Raw genomic sequence first — 18,072 nt, 5'->3', positions numbered from 1 at the left:
AGCTGAAGTCAAAATGAAGAAAAAAATAGGATTTATTGGACTTGGCATTATGGGGGCACCAATGGTTCGCAACCTTTTAAAAAAAGGTAATGATGTGACTGTATACGATATAAATACAACCACAGTTGATATGCTTGCACAAGATGGTGCTAACAAGGCAACTTCTAGTAAGGAAGTAGCATTAACAAGTGATGTGGTGATTACAATGCTACCGCAAGGGGCAGATGTTTTCCAAGCTATTTTCGGCGAACAAGGGGTAATGGAAGGTGCTCGTCGGGATATGATTATTATCGACATGAGCTCAGTCACACCGTCAGAATCAAAAGAAATGTTTGAGCTCTCTGCCAATCGAGGCGTCCATTTCCTTGATGCACCAGTTAGTGGTGGAGAGCCAAAGGCAATTGATGGAACATTGACAATTATGGTTGGTGGAAAGGAAGAGGTATTTGAAAAGGTAAAAGACATTCTTGGGAATATGGGGAGTAACATTGTCCATGTTGGTGATCCAGGTTGTGGCACTACAGCAAAGCTAGCCAATCAAATCATTGTAAATTTAAATATTGCTGCTATTTCCGAAGCACTTGTGCTAGCGACAAAAGCCGGTATTAATGTGGGGAAAATGTACGAGGCAATTCGTGGAGGACTTGCGGGAAGCACCGTAATGGATGCTAAAATTCCAATGATTCTTAATCGAAACTTTCAAGCGGGTGGCCGTGTCGACATTAATCTGAAAGATATAAAAAATGTAATGAATACTGCACATGAGCTAGCTGTTCCACTGCCATTATCGGCGCAACTTTTAGAAATTTTTTATAGTTTAAAGGCAGATGGAAAAGAGAGATTGGATCACGCAAGCATTGTTCAACATTATGAGAAATTAGCGAATGTTGAAGTTTCAAGAGAGGGGCAATAATCGTGGTAAAGAAAAAAACATCGGAAGTGTTATCGAGCCTTCTTGAAGCGAATCATAAGCAAATTCAACTAAAATTAAAGGATGAGCTAAGGAGTTTTCATCATAAAATCGTTGTTCTTGATGATGACCCAACCGGTGTTCAAACCGTTCATGGTGTTTCGGTTTATACGGATTGGACAGAAGAAAGCATTAAGCAAGGATTTCGCGAAAAGAATCAGGTTTTTTTTCTGTTAACAAACTCCCGCAGTTTTTCAGCAGAGGAAACAGCAGTCGTCCATCGGGACATCGCACACCGTGTACATGCTATTTCTTTGCAAGAAGGAAAGCCTTATGTGTTGATTAGTCGAGGGGATTCCACATTGCGTGGCCATTACCCTCTAGAGACGGAAACATTGAAAACTTCAATTGAAGAAATTTCTGATACAACGTTTGATGGGGAAATTATTATTCCTTTTTTTGAAGAAGGCGGTCGTTTAACAATCCATAATATTCATTATGTTCAGTATGGAGATGAACTTGTTCCAGCAGGTGAAACTGAATTTGCAAAAGACCGTACTTTTGGTTTTGTTTCCTCTCATTTGGGCGAATGGATTGAAGAAAAAACAAAAGGTGCTTATACAAAAGAAGATACAATTTATATCACTCTTGAAGACTTACGCTCACAAAATATGAAAGCCATACAAGCGCAATTACTAGCTGCAAAAAATTTTAGGAAAATCGTTGTCAATGCAGCAGCTTATAGTGATGTTGAAGTATTTGTTATTGCCTTGCTTCAAGTCATGAAAGCAGGGAAATCATTTATTTTTAGGAGTGCCGCTTCATTAACAAAAGTTTTAGGCGGTATTTCATATAAGCCACTTTTATCAAGAGATGAGCTGATGACAGATAAGTCGTCCAGCGGGGGACTGATTGTAGTTGGTTCCCATGTGCAAAAAACAACAGACCAATTATACGCACTTCTGGATAGTGGTCTTGTCACAGGGGTAGAGCTTGACGTTCATCTTGTACATGATGATGAGAAGTTTCAACAAGAGATTCAACGTGTTCGCACTACTTGCGAAGAGTTAATCAGTGCAGGTAAATCTGTAGTGTATTACACTCGTCGCGAGAGGCTAGATTTAGGAGAAAACCAAGGTGAAAACGAACTTCAATTAGCCGTTAAAATTTCAAATGCTGTGACAAGTATTGTTTACAACTTACAGGTACAGCCAAAATACATTGTTGCAAAAGGCGGAATTACTTCTTCAAGCGTGGGAACAATTGGACTATCGGTTAAGCGTGCGACAGTAGCTGGTCAAATAAAACCCGGAATTCCCGTATGGAAAATAGGACAAGAAAGCAAATTCCCCGATTCATGTTACATCATTTTCCCTGGCAATGTCGGCACAATCAATACGCTAAAAGAAGTGATTGAAGTTTTGGAAGGAGAAATAAAGTAACGATTTTGAACATATTTAACCTTTTAGAGAAAAGATAAACCGAACTTCTTGCTACTAATGAAGGCGTTACGGTTTTTCTTTTTATGTTAAAATAGTTATTTATTCCATAGAAAAGGGAAGTGGAAAAATTGATGATTTGGTGTACATTCTTTCCTATGTTTCAGCGAACTAGGAAAAGTTTATGCTGAAAACGGCTGTGCAGGCATTTTTTTGTTCGTTAGTCCTACATATACTATTCGTTTTCATTATGTATGGATGGTCATATATTAAAGAGATTTTCGGAAAGGTAAAACTAGGGGAGAGATATGTAGCAGAAAGTCATACCGATGTGATGTTCGTTTTTATAGGTTCCCCGATCGTTTTTATAGTGACGTCGTTTTTGGGAATAGCAATAGTAAGTGCTTTTCTGATTCGCTTGACTACAAAATTTCTTAAGACACGGGGCGTGGAAGAAAACTAGCAAAAGGATTGACTTACTATAAAAAAACATCCAATCTACTAACTTTACAAGTAGATTGGATGTTTTATGTTTAAGCGTTGTGAATCATTTCACCTGAAAGAGCGCGTTTTTCTTGGTCCGTATCAAATTCTTTTTCCATCTTCGATACGACAACTGTTGCTACACCGTTACCAATTAGGTTAGTGACAGCACGAGCCTCTGACATAAAGCGGTCTACACCTATTAACAGAGCAATACCTTCTACAGGAATCATCGGGAATGCAGCAAGTGTTGCAGCTAGCGTAATAAAGCCTGAGCCTGTGACACCGGCAGCACCTTTAGAAGTTAACATTAAAATCCCTAGTAAAGTAAGCTGATGCCAAATATCTAAATCTACCCCATAAGCTTGGGCAATAAAAATAGCCGCCATGGATAAATAAATGGAAGTACCGTCCAAGTTAAAAGAATAACCTGTTGGCATAACAAGTCCAACAACTTGTTTTGAACAACCGTAATTTTCTAATTTGCGCATCATAGAAGGTAGCGCAGATTCTGAAGAAGAAGTACCGATTACGATAAAAATTTCATCTTTGATGTATTTAATAAATTTAAAAATATTAAAGCCAAAGTAACGTGTAATTAAACCAATAATGACAACAATAAATAGGAACATTGTAAGGTACACAGAGAGCATTAAGAAACCTAAATTACCAAGCGATTTTAAACCGAAGTTCCCAATTGTGTAACTCATCGCACCAAATGCACCAATTGGAGAAATTTTCATCACCATATTGACAATTTTAAAGAAAATATCTGCAACGTGTTCAAAAAATTTGATAACAGGTTTTGCTGGTTCACCTATAGCAGCAGCAGCTAAACCGAATAATACTGCAGAAAATAAGACAGGCAATAACTCGCCATTTGCTAGTGCACCAACTACATTATCAGGGATAATTTGCATTATAAATGCTCCAAATCCATGCTCAGCAGCAGCAGCTTGCTCTGTATATTGAGCAACATCTGCAGCATTGGCTGCATCAGTATTAAATCCTTTACCAGGTTGAATAATATTTACTACAAGTAAGCCAATCGCAAGTGCGAAAGTAGAGACAATTTCAAAATAAATTAATGCTTTCCCACCAATTTTTCCGACCTTTTTCACATCGCCCATGCTACCAATTCCGATAACGACCGTTAAGAAAATTATAGGTGCAATTAACATCTTAATTAATTTAATAAATATATCAGCTAGTATTTTTAAGCTAGCACCGAACTCTGGGAATGCGGCTCCAACAATAATACCGAGTACGATGGCAATCAGCACTTGTACCGTTAAGTTTTTAAAATTTATACGCATAATACTTCCCCCTTGAAAAATGTATAATTTGTGAACGCTTTCATGTGGTTATCATAGCTGAAATTTTCCGACAATAGTTTTTATGACCGTAAAGTTTCTATTGTTCATTTTGTTCATTTTTCGTTTCGATAGTTTGGAAGTTAGTAATATCAAGGGTTGAAGGCTGTTTTATAGTAGATTATAAATTATTGAATCTATTATAATACAAAAGAAAAAATCCTCACGAAAAGTGAGGATTTAGCCAAAATGACCAAAAAGTTTAGGGAGAAACAATTTTTTGGATTTCAGATAGTATATGATGCTGTTTGACATCGGCTTTATAGAAATCATAGACAGGAGCTAGTTTTTCTTGAAAACGTTGTCGTTCTGCATCACTCATTGTGTAAATTTCAAAATCGTTCTCTTGTTGTAGTTTACGTAAATCATTGCTGTTCATAAAAACTGCTTGCTTAAATTGCCAGTCAGTAGTTTCTTTCATCGCTTCCATTAGTTGTTTTTGAACTTTGGGTGGTAGCTGTTCCCAAAATTTTTCATTCATTAAAACCGAATAACCTAAAATACCATGTTTAGTTAATGTCATATTTTTTTGAACTTTGTAAAAGCCTTTGGAAAAAATATTAGATGCCGTGTTCTCTTGTGCATCGATAGCGTGTGCTTCAAGGTCAGTAAAAATTTCACTAAAGGAAATCGATACTGGCGTTGCACCTACTAAGCTGAATTGTTTTTCAAGTGTTTTGCTTGGCATGGTACGTATGCGTAACCCTTGTAAATCCTCAAATGAATGAATTGGATGCTCGGCAGTTAAATGTTTAAAGCCATTATGCCAAAAACCGAGGCCGTGAACATTAAAAGGCTTCAGCTCATCTAGTAATTGTTCACCGATGGGTCCTGTCAAAACTTCACGTACTTCATCATCTGTATGAAAAAGATAGGGCAGATCAAGTACTTGCCAATCTGGTAGGTAAGAAGTCATTTTAGAAAAAGTAGGGATAATCATTTCAACTTTTCCATCTTGTAACGCTTGGAATTCATTTTCATCGTTATATAGCGAGGCATTTGGATAGACATGTACTTTAACCTTACCATTTGTTTTTTCTTCAACAAGTTCTGCAAATTTAGTTGCAGCTTGTCCTTTCGGCGTATTCTCCGCTACAACATGACTTAAATGGATGGTAATTTGTTTGTCGAGTCCTTTTTGTTCATCATCATACGGCAAGGTTTTCGAAAACAGAAAACCTTGCTGTATACTAAATACAATCGTTAAAACGAAAACAGTGGCAATCGTTCCAAAAATAAAATTTTTCATATAATACACCCAATTGATTCGTATTTTCACATGTTTTTGTTATTCTAACATAGGGAGAAAGCTAATACATAGTAAGAAGGAGGCAATGATATTGAAATTTCAAAAATTATCGATGAAGGGAAAAATCATGTCTCTTACTTTTTTTATACTCATGCTTTCCTTTAGTATTGGTGGTACGTTTTTACTAGGGTTTGTGATGAACGAGCAAAAAGAAAAGTTAGCAGAACAGGCGTTATTGGTAGCAAAAACCGTATCACAGTTACCAGAATTAAAATCGGCCATTGCAAACAGCGATTTTTTAGAAGCGACTAAACATATTAATCCTGTTGTGGAAGAAATTAGGGATATTAACGGAGCACAGTATATTGTGGTTCTGGATATGCAACGACGCAAGTATTCCCATCCGAACTCGGAAGAAATAGGGACCATATCACAGTCAGGTGATTTAAACGCGGCATTTTCGGAGCATTATTATACATCAATCGCGCATGGTGAACATGGCGATATGGTGCGTGCTTTTGTCCCGATCATGAATGATGACGGACGTCAAATTGGCGTAGTGATTGTAGGGTTTAGTGTGTTAACAGTTAGCGAGCTACTATCGTCTATACAAAAAGAGCTAATCATTACATTAGTTATGTCATTGTTATTTAGCGCATGGGGTGCTCAAACTTTAGGGCGACATATGAAAAAGCAAATGTTTGGATTAGAACCACACGAAATTGCTAAAATGTATGTGGAACGAACTGAAACATTTAACGCAATGCATGAGGGAATTATTGCCATTGATAAAGAATTTACAATTACAATCTTTAATGAAAAAGCATGTGATATATTAGGCGTAGCACACCGACCTTCGGCATTAATAGGCAAAAAAATCTTCGACGTATTACCAGATACACGTCTACCCGAGATATTAGCGCTAGATCGCCCACTATATAATCGTGAACTTTATATCAATAATCATAGTATTATGAGCAATCGGATTCCTATACAGGTAAATGGTGAAACCGTTGGTGCGGTGGCTATGTTCAAGGATCGTACAGAAGTGAAAAAGCTAGCCGAAGAACTTACAGGTGTAAAGGCGTTTGTACAGGCATTACGTGTCCAAACGCATGAACATAAAAATAAATTGCATACGATTGCTGGTCTTTTACAGCTTGGTCATTATGATCAGGCACTTACTTACTTAACGCAAGTAAAAGAAGAACATGATGAAATTACGAAGTTTTTAAATGAGCGCATTAAAAATGAAAATATATCGGGTCTATTGCTCAGTAAAATTGCTCATGCGAAAGAGCATGGGATTACACTTGAAATAGACAGAGCTAGTCGTCTGACAACATTTCCGAAAAATTTAGATCATCACGATTTTGTTATTATTTTTGGGAATCTAATCGAAAATGCCTTTGATGCATTAAAGGATAGTCCGATGGAAGAAAAGGTTGTGCATATTTCGGTGGATGAAGATGAAGATGTACTGGCAATATTAGTAACGGATAACGGTGTCGGCATGTCAGAGGCAGTAAAGGCACATATTTTTGATAATGGCTATTCGACGAAAGAAAAAAAGGGTCGAGGAATTGGACTATATTTAATAAAAGAAATTGTCCAAAAAGGACAGGGTGAAATTGAAGTAATAAGTGAGCCGAACAAAGGGACGAGCTTTTTATTAACATTTTATCATTCTTAATATACAGCGATTTTTTCGCTAATGAGTTGTACTAGAGTATATGGAGGGCTTGACAGTGACACAAATAAACGTGTTATTAATAGAGGACGATCCGATGGTGCGGGAAGTAAACCGTCAATTCATCGAAAAAGTAGCCGGATTTGAGGTAATAGGACAAGCCTCAAACGGCGTAGAGGGCATAGAGCAAATTTGTTCACTACAACCAGACCTTGTATTTATGGATATTTTTATGCCAGAGCAGGATGGCCTAACAAGCTTGCGGAAAATTCGAGAATTGAAAATACCAGTCGACGTTATTACCGTAACAGCAGCCAATGATATGGAAACCGTTAAACAAGTTTTGCACCTTGGTGTCTTCGATTATATCATGAAGCCTTTTTCATTTGAGCGCGTACAAGGAACGCTGGAAAATTACAAGCGCTTTAAGCAACAAATGCAAACAGAAAGAGAATTTACGCAAGGAGAGCTCGATCAATTATTCCATTATCATAATGAGCAAGAAAAACGTGAGCTAGCAAATGAAGAAAAGTCTGAAAAAACGTTGCCGAAAGGTTTTAATCGAGCAACACTTGAAAAAGTGGTCCATTATTTACAATCAGTGGACGGTGCATCAGCAGAAGATGTTGCCAGTGGGGTGGGCATTGCGCGTGTAACAGCAAGACGGTACTTAGATTATTTAGAAAAACAACAGGAAATTACGATGGATGTCCATTACGGTGGCATTGGTCGCCCAATTAATTATTATTTTAGTAAATGACACTAAGGTGTGCTGAGCGGAAAGTAGCGCCGAAGCGGACAACAATTGCGTAGCAAAAAAGTGTTAGATTGATGACAATCAATCTAACACTTTTTCGTTTTGTTCAAGTACTTTAACATCGCCCTAAGTCAATTAGTAAGGCATAATTTTATCGACAGGTTTAGGCGTTTTAATTTTTGGTAAAATTTTATCAAGTGTCACCGTCCGTTGGATCGTATGCGTTGTTTCGTCTTTTTCATCGAATTGCTCAAGGAAAGTAATAACCTCTTTTACAATAGGGGTTGGCGTTGAGGCACCGGCAGTGACAGCAACAGTATTAATTCCTTTTAACCAATCAATTTTAAGCTCCGAAACGTCTGCAATACGATACGAAGGTGTGCCAGCAATTTCTACTGATACTTGTGTAAGACGGTTTGAGTTATTAGATTTTGGATCACCAACAACAATTAGTAAATCAGCTTCCCCTGCTTGTTTCGCAACTGCTTCTTGACGTACTTGTGTCGCTAAACAAATTTCTTTATGAACTTCGATATGTGGGAACTTTTCTTTTAAACTATCCATTAAATGTGCAACGTCCCATTGACTCATAGTCGTTTGGTTCGTGACGAGCAATTTATCATTCGTTAAGTTTAATGCATCGATATCCGATGAAGATTGTACTAAATGAACATGGTCTGGAGCAACACCAATTGCCCCCTCTGGCTCTGGATGACCTTTCTTACCGATATAAATAATATCATAGCCCTCAGCTGATTTTTCACGAATCAAATCGTGTGTTACTGTTACGTCAGGACATGTAGCATCAATGGATACTAGGCCTTTGCGTTTCGCAATTTCACGAATTTCAGGTGAAACACCATGTGCTGTGAAAATAACAGTGCCTGTTTCAACCTGTTCAATAATTTCTAAACGATTATCACCATCTAGTGTAATGATACCATCCTCTTCAAAGGCATCTGTAACATGCTTATTGTGCACAATCATCCCTAAAATGTAGATAGGTCTTGGTAATGTTTTATCGAGTGCGGCGTTACGTGCAATGACCATCGCATCAACAACACCGTAGCAATAGCCACGTGGATTAATTTTTAATACTTGCATGGTTGTGACTCCTTTCAAGCTTACCTACCTACATTATAACGGACAGGCACGGCGAATACAAAGAAACGTTCACTCCATAGGTGGCTGGAAAATGCGCGGCTTCGATGGAAGTGGTTGTCGCGGAGTAGTCGACGCACTTTGTTGTGTTGAACGTCTAGTTCTTGTTGAACCTGCGACATTGCTAGCCGCGGCTGCATCAGTTGCTGCCGCTGCCGCACCCGCCGCCGCTCCAGCTGCAGGGAGCCCTGAAAAACCTTTATATAGTTTTAATAGTGAAGGAATGTTTTTTACCATAGGCATTGCTTGTTGTATATAAGGGGTATACGTTTTGGCAGAGTTAAATAAACTATTTGCCTGTTGTAAAAATGAACCGATTTTAGAAGGCTCCTGTACAGGTGGTGTCGGCATTTGCCCTCCGAATGCCCCCCTCATGCCCCCAGACATTGGAAAGCCACCTGGAATTCGTGGTTGAGGAAAGCCTCCAGGCGGGTAAAAGGACTGCGGTGGCATTTGTGGAGGTGTTGGCATCCGCATTTGCATGGGCATTTGCGCAGGCATTTGCATGCCATTTGGATACATAGGGAATTGATAAGGTGGTCTAAATACCATAATGATCTCCTTTCATTGTACGTTTTTCATTGATGACATACCTGATTATAGATATGATATGCAGACGCTGATGTTAGCGTTCGACAACGACTAATAACTAGAAAGTGGAAGAAATCGTAAGGAATCATGAAAGAACAGCTGTAAAAACATCGTTCCATCAACTGCTTTGTAAATAAAATTCTAAAAAAATACACAATATTTTTACTTGAGCAAGCGTATAATAATTTGTTGGTAAGTGCTAACTTAGGCAAAAAGAATGTGTATTATGGATTATATTAGTGGAAAAATGAATAATAGCGATTGGATTGTAAGAAATATGTTACAGTTATGTAAATGTGGTTTGTTATTTTTACAAAACTGTAATAGTCGGGTCCAATTGAGGAGGGTTTTTTGTGACAATTAAATTAAGAAGTGTGTTATCGTTTGGTATTATTATATTGCTTGTTCTAGTAATGGGGATTGTTCAACAACGAAATGCATCTTCGCAGCTAGAGGAAATACAAGTAATAAAGGAAAAGACATTTCAATCTACATTGCTAGCAGATGAAATGAAGTTGTCAGTTGTGCAGGTACAACAGTATTTAACGGATATTAGTGCCACACGTGCCCAAAATAATTTAGATGATGGGTTTGACTTGGCACAAAAATATAGTGAAATTTTTTATCGAGACTTAGAACAATTGAAAAGCCTTCATCCCCAACAGCAAGAAAAATTAGATACGATTAAACGTGCATTTGATGCCTACTATAGCACTGGGAAGAAAATGGCAACTAGTTATATAGAAGGTGGCCATGAGGCTGGTAATCAAATAATGCTTGAATTTGATACAACGTCAATAGAAATTAATGAAAAAGTAGATGTATTCCAACAAGATAGCATTGCCGAAATGCAAAAAAAATTAGACAATGTTGAACATCTTGTCGACCATAATAGAGACGTGTTCTTATGGATATTTGGCATTATTTTAGTCATTTGTTTAGCAGTTGGCGTCTTGTTAGTTCGTTCAATTGTTGTGCCAGTAAATAAATTGGCGGCAGCGGCTGAAGTGATTGCAAAAGGCGATTTATGTCAAAAAGATATAGAAGTTCGAACAAATGATGAAATAAGAAAATTAGCAGATTCATTTAATTTGATGAAATCTAATTTACATTCACTTATTCATAACATGACATTGAATGTGGAACATACCACTTCCGCAGCGGAGCAATTAGCAGCTAGTACGGACGAGATATCACATTCTTCAAACGATATTGCCAATCTTGTCGAACGAATGGCTTTTAGTGATAATCAATCTGCTGCAACTGGGCGGGAGAGTTCGATAGCGATGGATGAAACTGCACAAGGTGTTCAACGTATTGCAGAAGCTACACAAATGCTTCATACAAAAGCAATCAGTACACAATCTGCTGCAAACGAAGGCGAACAAACCTTACAAATTGCAGAAAAGCAAATGTCGATTATTCAACAATCATCTCAATCAACAAGTGATCGAATCGATCAGCTAAGTACTCAATCTGCTGAAATTGTCAATATTACAAAAGTGATTTCTGCTATTACGGAACAAACGAATCTGTTGGCACTTAATGCCGCAATCGAAGCAGCCCGTGCAGGAGAGCATGGGAAAGGTTTTGCAATTGTTGCAGATGAAGTACGCAAACTAGCAGAGGAATCCAAAGAATCCGCAAAACAAATTGTCGAGCTAGTAACGCTTATTCAACAAGATACGCAAGAAGTGGAAAAGGCGGTAGGGGAAACAGTAGGCAATGTTGAGGAAGGCGTGAAATTTATTCGCAATGCCCAACATTCCTTCGATAATATTTTAAAATCTATTGAAGAGATGACGGACCAAATTGAAGATGTCTCGGCTTCAACCCAACAAATTTCAGCAAGTACAGAAGAAATGGCCGCCTCGGTAAATGAAATGTCTTCCGCTGCTGTCCATGCTGCTGAACAGTCAGATGCCGTTGCAGCGACCATTGAAGAACAAGTGGCAACTATACAGGAGATTAACACGGTTGCTAAATCGTTAAGTGAGGAAGCGTTATCAGTGAAAGAAGTTATCAATAAATTTAATATCTAATACGTTGTCGTTTCATATGCGAAATACAAAAGGCATGACTCCTATACTTGGGAGCCATGCCTATTTTAATACCTTTGTAAAGTTGCTATGTTAATGTTGATTGGAATCGTTTATTTTAGCCGGAGGTGCGCATGTATTGGTTGTACAACTTTTCTGTAAAGAACAGGCTGCACATTTCCCTTTTTTCTGTTTCTTAATGCTCTTATATAAAGTAACCCCTGCATAGCCAAAAATAATACTGCCAATGACTACATTGATGATTATCGACATCTTCTACACCTCAAATAAATAGATTCCCAATTGCGTAAACAACGAGTGCAATTAAATAGGCAACAACAAACGGATAAATAGTAGCGAATAACGTCCATTTAGTAGATTGTGTTTCTCTTTTAATAGCGCCAACCGTTGCTAAACAAGGCATGTAGAGCAACACAAAAACTAAAAAGGTATAGGCACTTAATGCATTAAAATGGGTTGTCATAGTGGACGATAATACACCTTCATTTACACCATAAATAATTGCCATTGTTGAAACAATTACCTCTTTTGCTAAAAAGCCCGATATAAGGGATGCTCCAGCTTGCCATGTCCCAAATCCAAGTGGTATAAAGAGGACCCCAAAAGCGCCGCCAATCATTGCGAGAAAGCTTTCATCCATCCCTACATTTGTGCCATGTGGTCCTATATAGGATAATAGCCAAATGATAACGGAGCCCGCAAAGATAATTGTCCCAGCTTTGCGAAGAAATCCTTTCCCTTTTTCCCATGTTGAACGCCAAAGGGTTTTAAACTGGGGCATATGATAGGAAGGCAATTCCACAAAGAAAACTGACGTCTCATTTTTTAGGAGTGTCATAGACAATAACTTTGTGACAAGTAATGCTATTACAATTCCTAATAGATATAAAGATAAGACAACCAATGATTGATGTTTTGCAAAGAATGCTGCGCCAAACAAAGCATAAACCGGTAACCGAGCTGAACAACTCATAAAGGGAGCTACAAGAATAGTTAAAAGTCTTTCCTTTGGTTGTTCAATTGTTCTAGCCGCCATAATGCCGGGAACATTGCAACCAAAACTGATAATCATGGGAATAAAAGCTTTCCCGTTCAAGCCAAAGAATTCCATTAGACGGTCCATAACGACTGCAATTCTTGCCATATAGCCCGAATCCTCTAGTAAAGAAATAAAGAAAAACAAGACAAAGATTTGAGGAATAAAAACGATTACCCCTCCAACACCGGCGATAATACCATCACAAATTAAATGAATAATAAAAGATGATGCGCCGATTGCCGTTAACCCATTATAAACCGTTTCACTAAAAGGTCCACCAACAAAGCGATCCAAAAGATCTGAAAGGGGCCCGCCAAACCAAGCAAACGTTGCTTGAAACATGAAATACATCAACGCTAAGAAGATTGGCACACCTAAAACAGGGTGTGTTAAAACTTTATCTATATGCTCGGTCCATTGTTTTTCACTTTTCTCTTGAATGACCAATTCATTTTTTATGGTTGCGATGTAGCTGTCCCGTTGATTTGTAATGGCGCCACTTAACGACTCGCCTATTTCAGTTGCTAGTGCCGTTCGAATCGTTTGTATTTTATGCAAGTAGTCCTCGTTTTGTAAAAAAGCATCGATAGCCTGATTGCCCATTAAAAATTGAATCGCACACCATCTTTTTTGCTCAGCAGCCACATTTTGTAGCAGGTCTTCAATCGTTGCAATGGCTGTTTCGATAGGGGTGTCGTATGTTAACGTAAAATGTTGTTCGAGTTGGGAAGTGCTTTCTAATGCTTGATAAATCCCCTCGATGCCTTTTCCTGTACGAGCGACAATTGGAATTACAGGTACACCTAAAGTACTTTGTAATTTCTCTATGTTAATGGAGATGCCTTTTTTCTTCGCAACGTCCATCATATTTAAGCAAATAATAATAGGCTTTCTTAGTTCTAATAAATCGAGTGTTAGTTGCATATTTCGTTCGAAATTGGATGCATCGATAATATTTAAAAGCCCATCTATTTGTTCTTCTAGTAAAAATGTAGTAACGACGCTTTCATCTCTAGAAATAGGATTAAGTGTATAAACACCAGGCAAATCGATAATTTCTTTATTGAGTTTCTTTACCTGTCCTACCTTTTTTTCAACCGTTACACCACTCCAATTGCCAACATATTCGTATGAATTTGTTAATGTATTAAATAATGATGTTTTTCCAATATTAGGGTTTCCTATTAAAGCTAATCGCCTCATAATTGTTCTACCTTTATGTTCATTAAGTCTTTTTTACGCAGGCTAATTTTCTGACCTTGGCATTCCATTATACAGGCGCCAGAAAACCAACCTTTTTGAACCATACATACTTGGCAGCCTTCTTTTATGCCAAATGCATTTAAACGTTTCATTAAGAGTGCATCGACTTGCTGTAGGTCTTTAACTTTAACTTTTTCACCCAATTGAACCGCATGAAGGTCCATGAAATCTACCTACTTCCTTGTGAGTGATAATCATTGTCAAAATAAATAATATAGTATCACCTTTTATGCAATCTATCAATAAGAGGTTTACAGTAGGAAACAATATGAAAGTCGCTTTAAGCTATAAGGATGGTTGGGGAATAGTCATGCTTCCTATAAAGCAGGTAGAAAGTAAAAAGGAGACAATCCAATAGGGGAAGTTGTCTGTCGCCAATGAAGTGGTGTCATGTCATGTAACTGGCACCTTATTCAAAGGCATAACGGACTTTTCCCCAATAGGAGTGTGGTTACTAGAGGTAAATGCGCTTGCTAACTTGCCCTATCGGTTTTTTAGTCATCATCATGATAACGAAGCATGCGATAGCCAACACGAACGTGTGTCTGAATGTACTTTGGTTGGGATGGATTATCTTCTATTTTTTTGCGCAGGGTTGCCATAAAAACTCGAAGACTAGGGACGTCCGATTGTAATACATTTTGCCAAATTTCCTTCAATAAGAAGTTATGTGTCAACACTTTGCCTACATGCTTGGATAGCACGACTAATAGTTTATATTCGATGGGGGTTAAATGTACTTCCACACCGTTGACAAACACTGTGTTAGCCAAGTAATCAATTTCTAAATGACCATTGACAAACACGGCTGATTCATTTTCTATTTGATGTTCGCTGACCGTTCTTCTTAAAGCTACTCGAATGCGTGCAAGTAGCTCTTCGACACTAAAAGGTTTTGTAACATAATCATCTGCCCCTGCATCAAGCGCATTAATTTTATCGAGCTCTGCACCGCGGGCACTAACAACGATAATCGGCGTTTGTGTCCAACTGCGGATTTTGTGAATAAAGTCTATGCCATCCATATCAGGCAATCCTAAGTCAAGGATAATTACATTTGGTTTGAACGTTATGGCTTTTTGTAAAGCACTTGAACCATCTTGCATAATATCGAATTCATAATTTTGGGTAGTTAAGGTCATTTTAATTAAATTGCCAATTGCTATGTCGTCTTCAACGACTAAAATCCGTTTATTCATCGATACTGACAACTCCTTTTTTTAAAGTAAAACGAAAGATGGTTCCGTTCGGGTAGTTATCTTCAACTACTAATTTACTATCGTGTAAAGTTAAAATCGTCTGACACAATGCTAATCCTAACCCTAAGCCTCTTCGGCTATCACTGCGCTGCACTTTCCCAGTGATAAATGGTTCAAACAGCTTTTCTTTTAATGAATCGTCAATACCTGGTCCATTATCAGCTATACTAAAATGTACATATTCGCCTTCCTCTTTTGCCATAAAAGAGATGTCACTACCAGCAGGTGTATACGTTAGTGCATTATTAATAATATTAATAAGCACTTGAATAATCAGACGTGCATCCATCAAAGCCATGACTAATTCGGGCTCTACATGATAAGAAATATGATGCGTATTGTTGCGTGGAATTACATGTAGCAACGCCTCTTGAATAATATCCTCCACTAGCTCCAACTGCATCTCGAGGGCAAATTGTCCATCCTCTAACATCGAAACGGCTAGTAAGTTTTCGACCATTTGCACAAGCCATCTTGAATTTTTATAGATATCTTCATATAACCGAGTTTTTTCTGTATCTGGAATTTGAACTGTATTCGTTAACAATATATCCGCATTCCCAGAAATCGTAGTCAGTGGTGTCCGTAAATCATGCGAGATAGCACGCAAAAGATTTGCTCTCATTTGTTCAAGTTCAGCTTCTCTTGCAACTTTTTCATTTAAGTTTTGCAAATACCATTTATCTAACGCAAACGAAAAATCATTCATAATGGCATTTAAAATATGGCGTTCAAATGCAGGTAATGGGGTTTGCTTTGAAAGCGCAATGCCAACGACACCCTTTACACTGCCACTTGAAAGAACGGGCAAATAATAGCCGTTTACTTCTGGGAAAATGTCAGTTGACACGCCAGCAAAGTGGTTATTGTTGATGACCCAATGAACGACGCCTAGTTCATTTGTATTTTTAAATAGGGTAGCTACTTTCATATTTTCAGTATTTGATAGAGTTGGTGTTGGAAAAAAAACAGATTTAGCAATCATGTTATTTTCTATTTCAAAAAATTGGACAGGTTTCTCTACTAATTTAACAATTTGAGACATGCCTTCTGTAATGATATCTTCAATGGACTTAGCGTGTTGTAATTTGCGATTCGTTTCAAGCAACACTTCCATTCGATAGGATTTTCGGACGGCTACGATGGCCTGCTCTTTTATCTTTTTCGTTAAGCTACTTGTAATAATGCCAGAGAAAAACATAATCATAAATGTCATCGGATAGTCTCGATGATATGCTTCCAGTGAAAATCGTGGCTCTGTAAATAAAAAGTTGAATAATAGTACAGCTACAGCCGAGCTAATAATAGTCATGAGCCATCCAGATGACCAAATCGCAAGAATTAACACACTAAGAATATAAATTGTAATAATATTCGATTCGCTGACGCCCATTGTGAAGAAAAATAAGGCTAAACATGACGCCAAGCTAAACACGACGGACATCTTCAACAAATCTAACCATTCAAAAGTTAGTCGATTGCGAAGATCTGGAAAATAAAATTGTTCGTTTTCTTGGTCTGGCACGATATGAATAGCGAGATTTGGTACATAATCATTGAGTCGATCGATGATTTTTGCATTGGGCTGCCACCATTTCTTTTTCATCACCGTCCTGCCGAGTACCAGTTTTGTGACGCCACTCATTTGAGCATAATTAGCAAGCGCCGCTGCGACATCATTCTCCTGCACGATTACGACATGTCCGCCAAGTTGTTCGGTCAATTTAATATGCTGTTGTAACCGCTCCGAGTTCGCGTCGTTATCGTCACCTTCTTTCACCTTTTGTACATAAAGCGCCGTGAATTTACCATGTAAGGCTTGAGCAAGTCTGGCAGCAGTGCGAATGACTTTTGCGTTGGTTGGGGAGCTACTAATACCAACTAAAATATGCTCTTCAATTTGTGTCGTTTGCCTAATCGATTCGCTGTCATTTATTTGTTTGTAATTAATCGTATCTGCCGTTCTACGCAGGGCGATTTCCCGCAGTGCTACTAAATTTTGTTTGCGAAAAAAAGATGCTAACGCTTTTTCAGCTTGTTGTTTGGAATATATTTTTCCTTCTATTAAGCGTTGAATTAACTCATCAGGTTCGATATCTACAATTTTAATAAGCGCGGCTTGATCGATTAAATAATCTGGAATACGTTCGCGCACTTTTACCCCAGTAATTTCTTCTACAACATCATGAAGACTTTCAATATGTTGAATATTAACGGTTGTATAGACATGAATGCCTTTTGCTAGTAATTCTTCCACGTCTCCAAAACGTTTTGTATGTCGCATAACCGGAACGTTGCTATGAGCCAACTCATCGATAAGGACAATTTCCGGTTTACGCTCCAATACCGCATCAATATCCAATTCTTGAAAAGTTCTCCCTTTATAATGGATTGTTCTAGTAGGTATTTGTTCAAGCCCATCAAGTAATGCTAATGTTTCTGGTCGAGGATGTGGCTCTATATAGCCAATTACTACATCTTTTCCAAGTTTTTTTGCTAAATGTGCGGCATCTAGCATAGCATACGTTTTTCCGACGCCGGCTGCATACCCAATAAATATTTTCAATCTACCGACAGTTGTTTGTTCCTGATGAAACCTTGTTAAAAGCTCTTCGGGAGTGGGGCGCATTTTTTCCATCATCCTTCACCTCATTTGTATTATAGCGTTATCTGCCATTAAGAAAGTGTAAAGATTTAACACCTTTATCGTTTCTTAATACAAAGAAGCGATATCCTAACACTACATTAATTTGAAAGTCAGTATGATAAAAACATCAAATAGAGAGAAGGGTGATGCA

The 18,072-nt window shown here is 38.0% G+C and carries 14 protein-coding genes; 5 read left to right on the top strand and 9 right to left on the bottom strand.

The window, feature by feature from the left end:
* Window positions 1-13: 13 nt before the first annotated feature.
* Both garR and LO754_RS15375 read left to right on the top strand, forming a co-directional pair.
* A complete protein-coding gene (gene garR, locus LO754_RS15380) occupies window positions 14-913 on the top strand; it encodes a 2-hydroxy-3-oxopropionate reductase (RefSeq protein WP_231784728.1) in 900 nt (299 codons plus the stop codon).
* A 2-nt stretch (window positions 914-915) separates the two neighbouring features.
* Entirely contained in the window at window positions 916-2,352 is a 1,437-nt protein-coding gene (locus tag LO754_RS15375) for a four-carbon acid sugar kinase family protein (protein WP_024363001.1), read from the top strand.
* 530 nt (window positions 2,353-2,882) lie between these two features.
* Here LO754_RS15375 and LO754_RS15370 read toward each other — a convergent pair.
* Both LO754_RS15370 and LO754_RS15365 read right to left on the bottom strand, forming a co-directional pair.
* Window positions 2,883-4,148 (bottom strand): dicarboxylate/amino acid:cation symporter, encoded by a 1,266-nt coding sequence (locus LO754_RS15370; RefSeq protein ID WP_024362999.1) that lies wholly within the window; start codon window positions 4,146-4,148, stop codon window positions 2,883-2,885.
* 259 nt (window positions 4,149-4,407) lie between these two features.
* Complete coding sequence (locus LO754_RS15365) at window positions 4,408-5,454, bottom strand: TRAP transporter substrate-binding protein (RefSeq protein ID WP_231784727.1); 1,047 nt, start codon at window positions 5,452-5,454, stop codon at window positions 4,408-4,410.
* Window positions 5,455-5,566: 112 nt separating this feature from the next.
* On the opposite strand from LO754_RS15365, the gene LO754_RS15360 reads away from it, so the two are divergent.
* Together LO754_RS15360 and LO754_RS15355 are read left to right on the top strand one after the other, a co-directional pair.
* Window positions 5,567-7,147 carry an ATP-binding protein gene (locus tag LO754_RS15360; protein ID WP_488209313.1) on the top strand — a complete coding sequence of 527 codons (1,581 nt, stop codon included), beginning with the start codon at window positions 5,567-5,569 and terminating at the stop codon, window positions 7,145-7,147.
* Between the two features lie 55 nt (window positions 7,148-7,202).
* Window positions 7,203-7,904 (top strand): response regulator, encoded by a 702-nt coding sequence (locus tag LO754_RS15355; protein WP_024362996.1) that lies wholly within the window; start codon window positions 7,203-7,205, stop codon window positions 7,902-7,904.
* Window positions 7,905-8,036: 132 nt separating this feature from the next.
* Here the strand turns inward: LO754_RS15355 and LO754_RS15350 are convergent, their stop codons facing one another.
* A complete protein-coding gene (locus LO754_RS15350) occupies window positions 8,037-9,005 on the bottom strand; it encodes a 4-hydroxy-3-methylbut-2-enyl diphosphate reductase (RefSeq protein ID WP_024362995.1) in 969 nt (322 codons plus the stop codon).
* Window positions 9,006-9,074: 69 nt separating this feature from the next.
* Window positions 9,075-9,614: a 4-hydroxy-3-methylbut-2-enyl diphosphate reductase gene (locus LO754_RS15345; protein ID WP_024362994.1), complete on the bottom strand. Its 540-nt coding sequence runs from the start codon at window positions 9,612-9,614 to the stop codon at window positions 9,075-9,077.
* Between the two features lie 392 nt (window positions 9,615-10,006).
* Between LO754_RS15345 and LO754_RS15340 the strand changes: the two genes are divergently transcribed.
* Complete coding sequence (locus LO754_RS15340; RefSeq protein ID WP_231784726.1) at window positions 10,007-11,695, top strand: methyl-accepting chemotaxis protein; 1,689 nt, start codon at window positions 10,007-10,009, stop codon at window positions 11,693-11,695.
* Between the two features lie 90 nt (window positions 11,696-11,785).
* Here the strand turns inward: LO754_RS15340 and LO754_RS15335 are convergent, their stop codons facing one another.
* The 5 genes from LO754_RS15335 to LO754_RS15315 all read right to left on the bottom strand — a co-directional run bounded on the left by LO754_RS15335 (window position 11,786) and on the right by LO754_RS15315 (window position 17,915).
* Window positions 11,786-11,959 carry a FeoB-associated Cys-rich membrane protein gene (locus tag LO754_RS15335; protein WP_081769960.1) on the bottom strand — a complete coding sequence of 58 codons (174 nt, stop codon included), beginning with the start codon at window positions 11,957-11,959 and terminating at the stop codon, window positions 11,786-11,788.
* A 16-nt stretch (window positions 11,960-11,975) separates the two neighbouring features.
* On the bottom strand, window positions 11,976-13,955 hold the full coding sequence (gene feoB / locus LO754_RS15330; protein WP_231784725.1) for a ferrous iron transport protein B: 1,980 nt from the start codon (window positions 13,953-13,955) through the stop codon (window positions 11,976-11,978).
* Window positions 13,952-14,179: a FeoA family protein gene (locus LO754_RS15325; protein ID WP_231784724.1), complete on the bottom strand. Its 228-nt coding sequence runs from the start codon at window positions 14,177-14,179 to the stop codon at window positions 13,952-13,954. Before LO754_RS15325 ends, feoB begins: the two co-directional genes overlap by 4 nt.
* Window positions 14,180-14,509: 330 nt before the next feature.
* Window positions 14,510-15,214, bottom strand: coding sequence for a response regulator transcription factor (locus tag LO754_RS15320; protein WP_231784723.1), 705 nt, complete (start codon window positions 15,212-15,214; stop codon window positions 14,510-14,512).
* Entirely contained in the window at window positions 15,207-17,915 is a 2,709-nt protein-coding gene (locus LO754_RS15315) for a sensor histidine kinase (RefSeq protein ID WP_231784722.1), read from the bottom strand. Before LO754_RS15315 ends, LO754_RS15320 begins: the two co-directional genes overlap by 8 nt.
* Window positions 17,916-18,072: the final 157 nt, after the last annotated feature.

Source organism: Lysinibacillus sp. GJ-1, assembly GCF_021166035.1.
Taxonomy (GTDB): Bacteria; Bacillota; Bacilli; order Bacillales_A; family Planococcaceae; genus Lysinibacillus; species Lysinibacillus sphaericus.
Note: the sequence above shows the minus strand (reverse complement) of the source record. Positions and strands in the feature narration are given on the sequence as shown.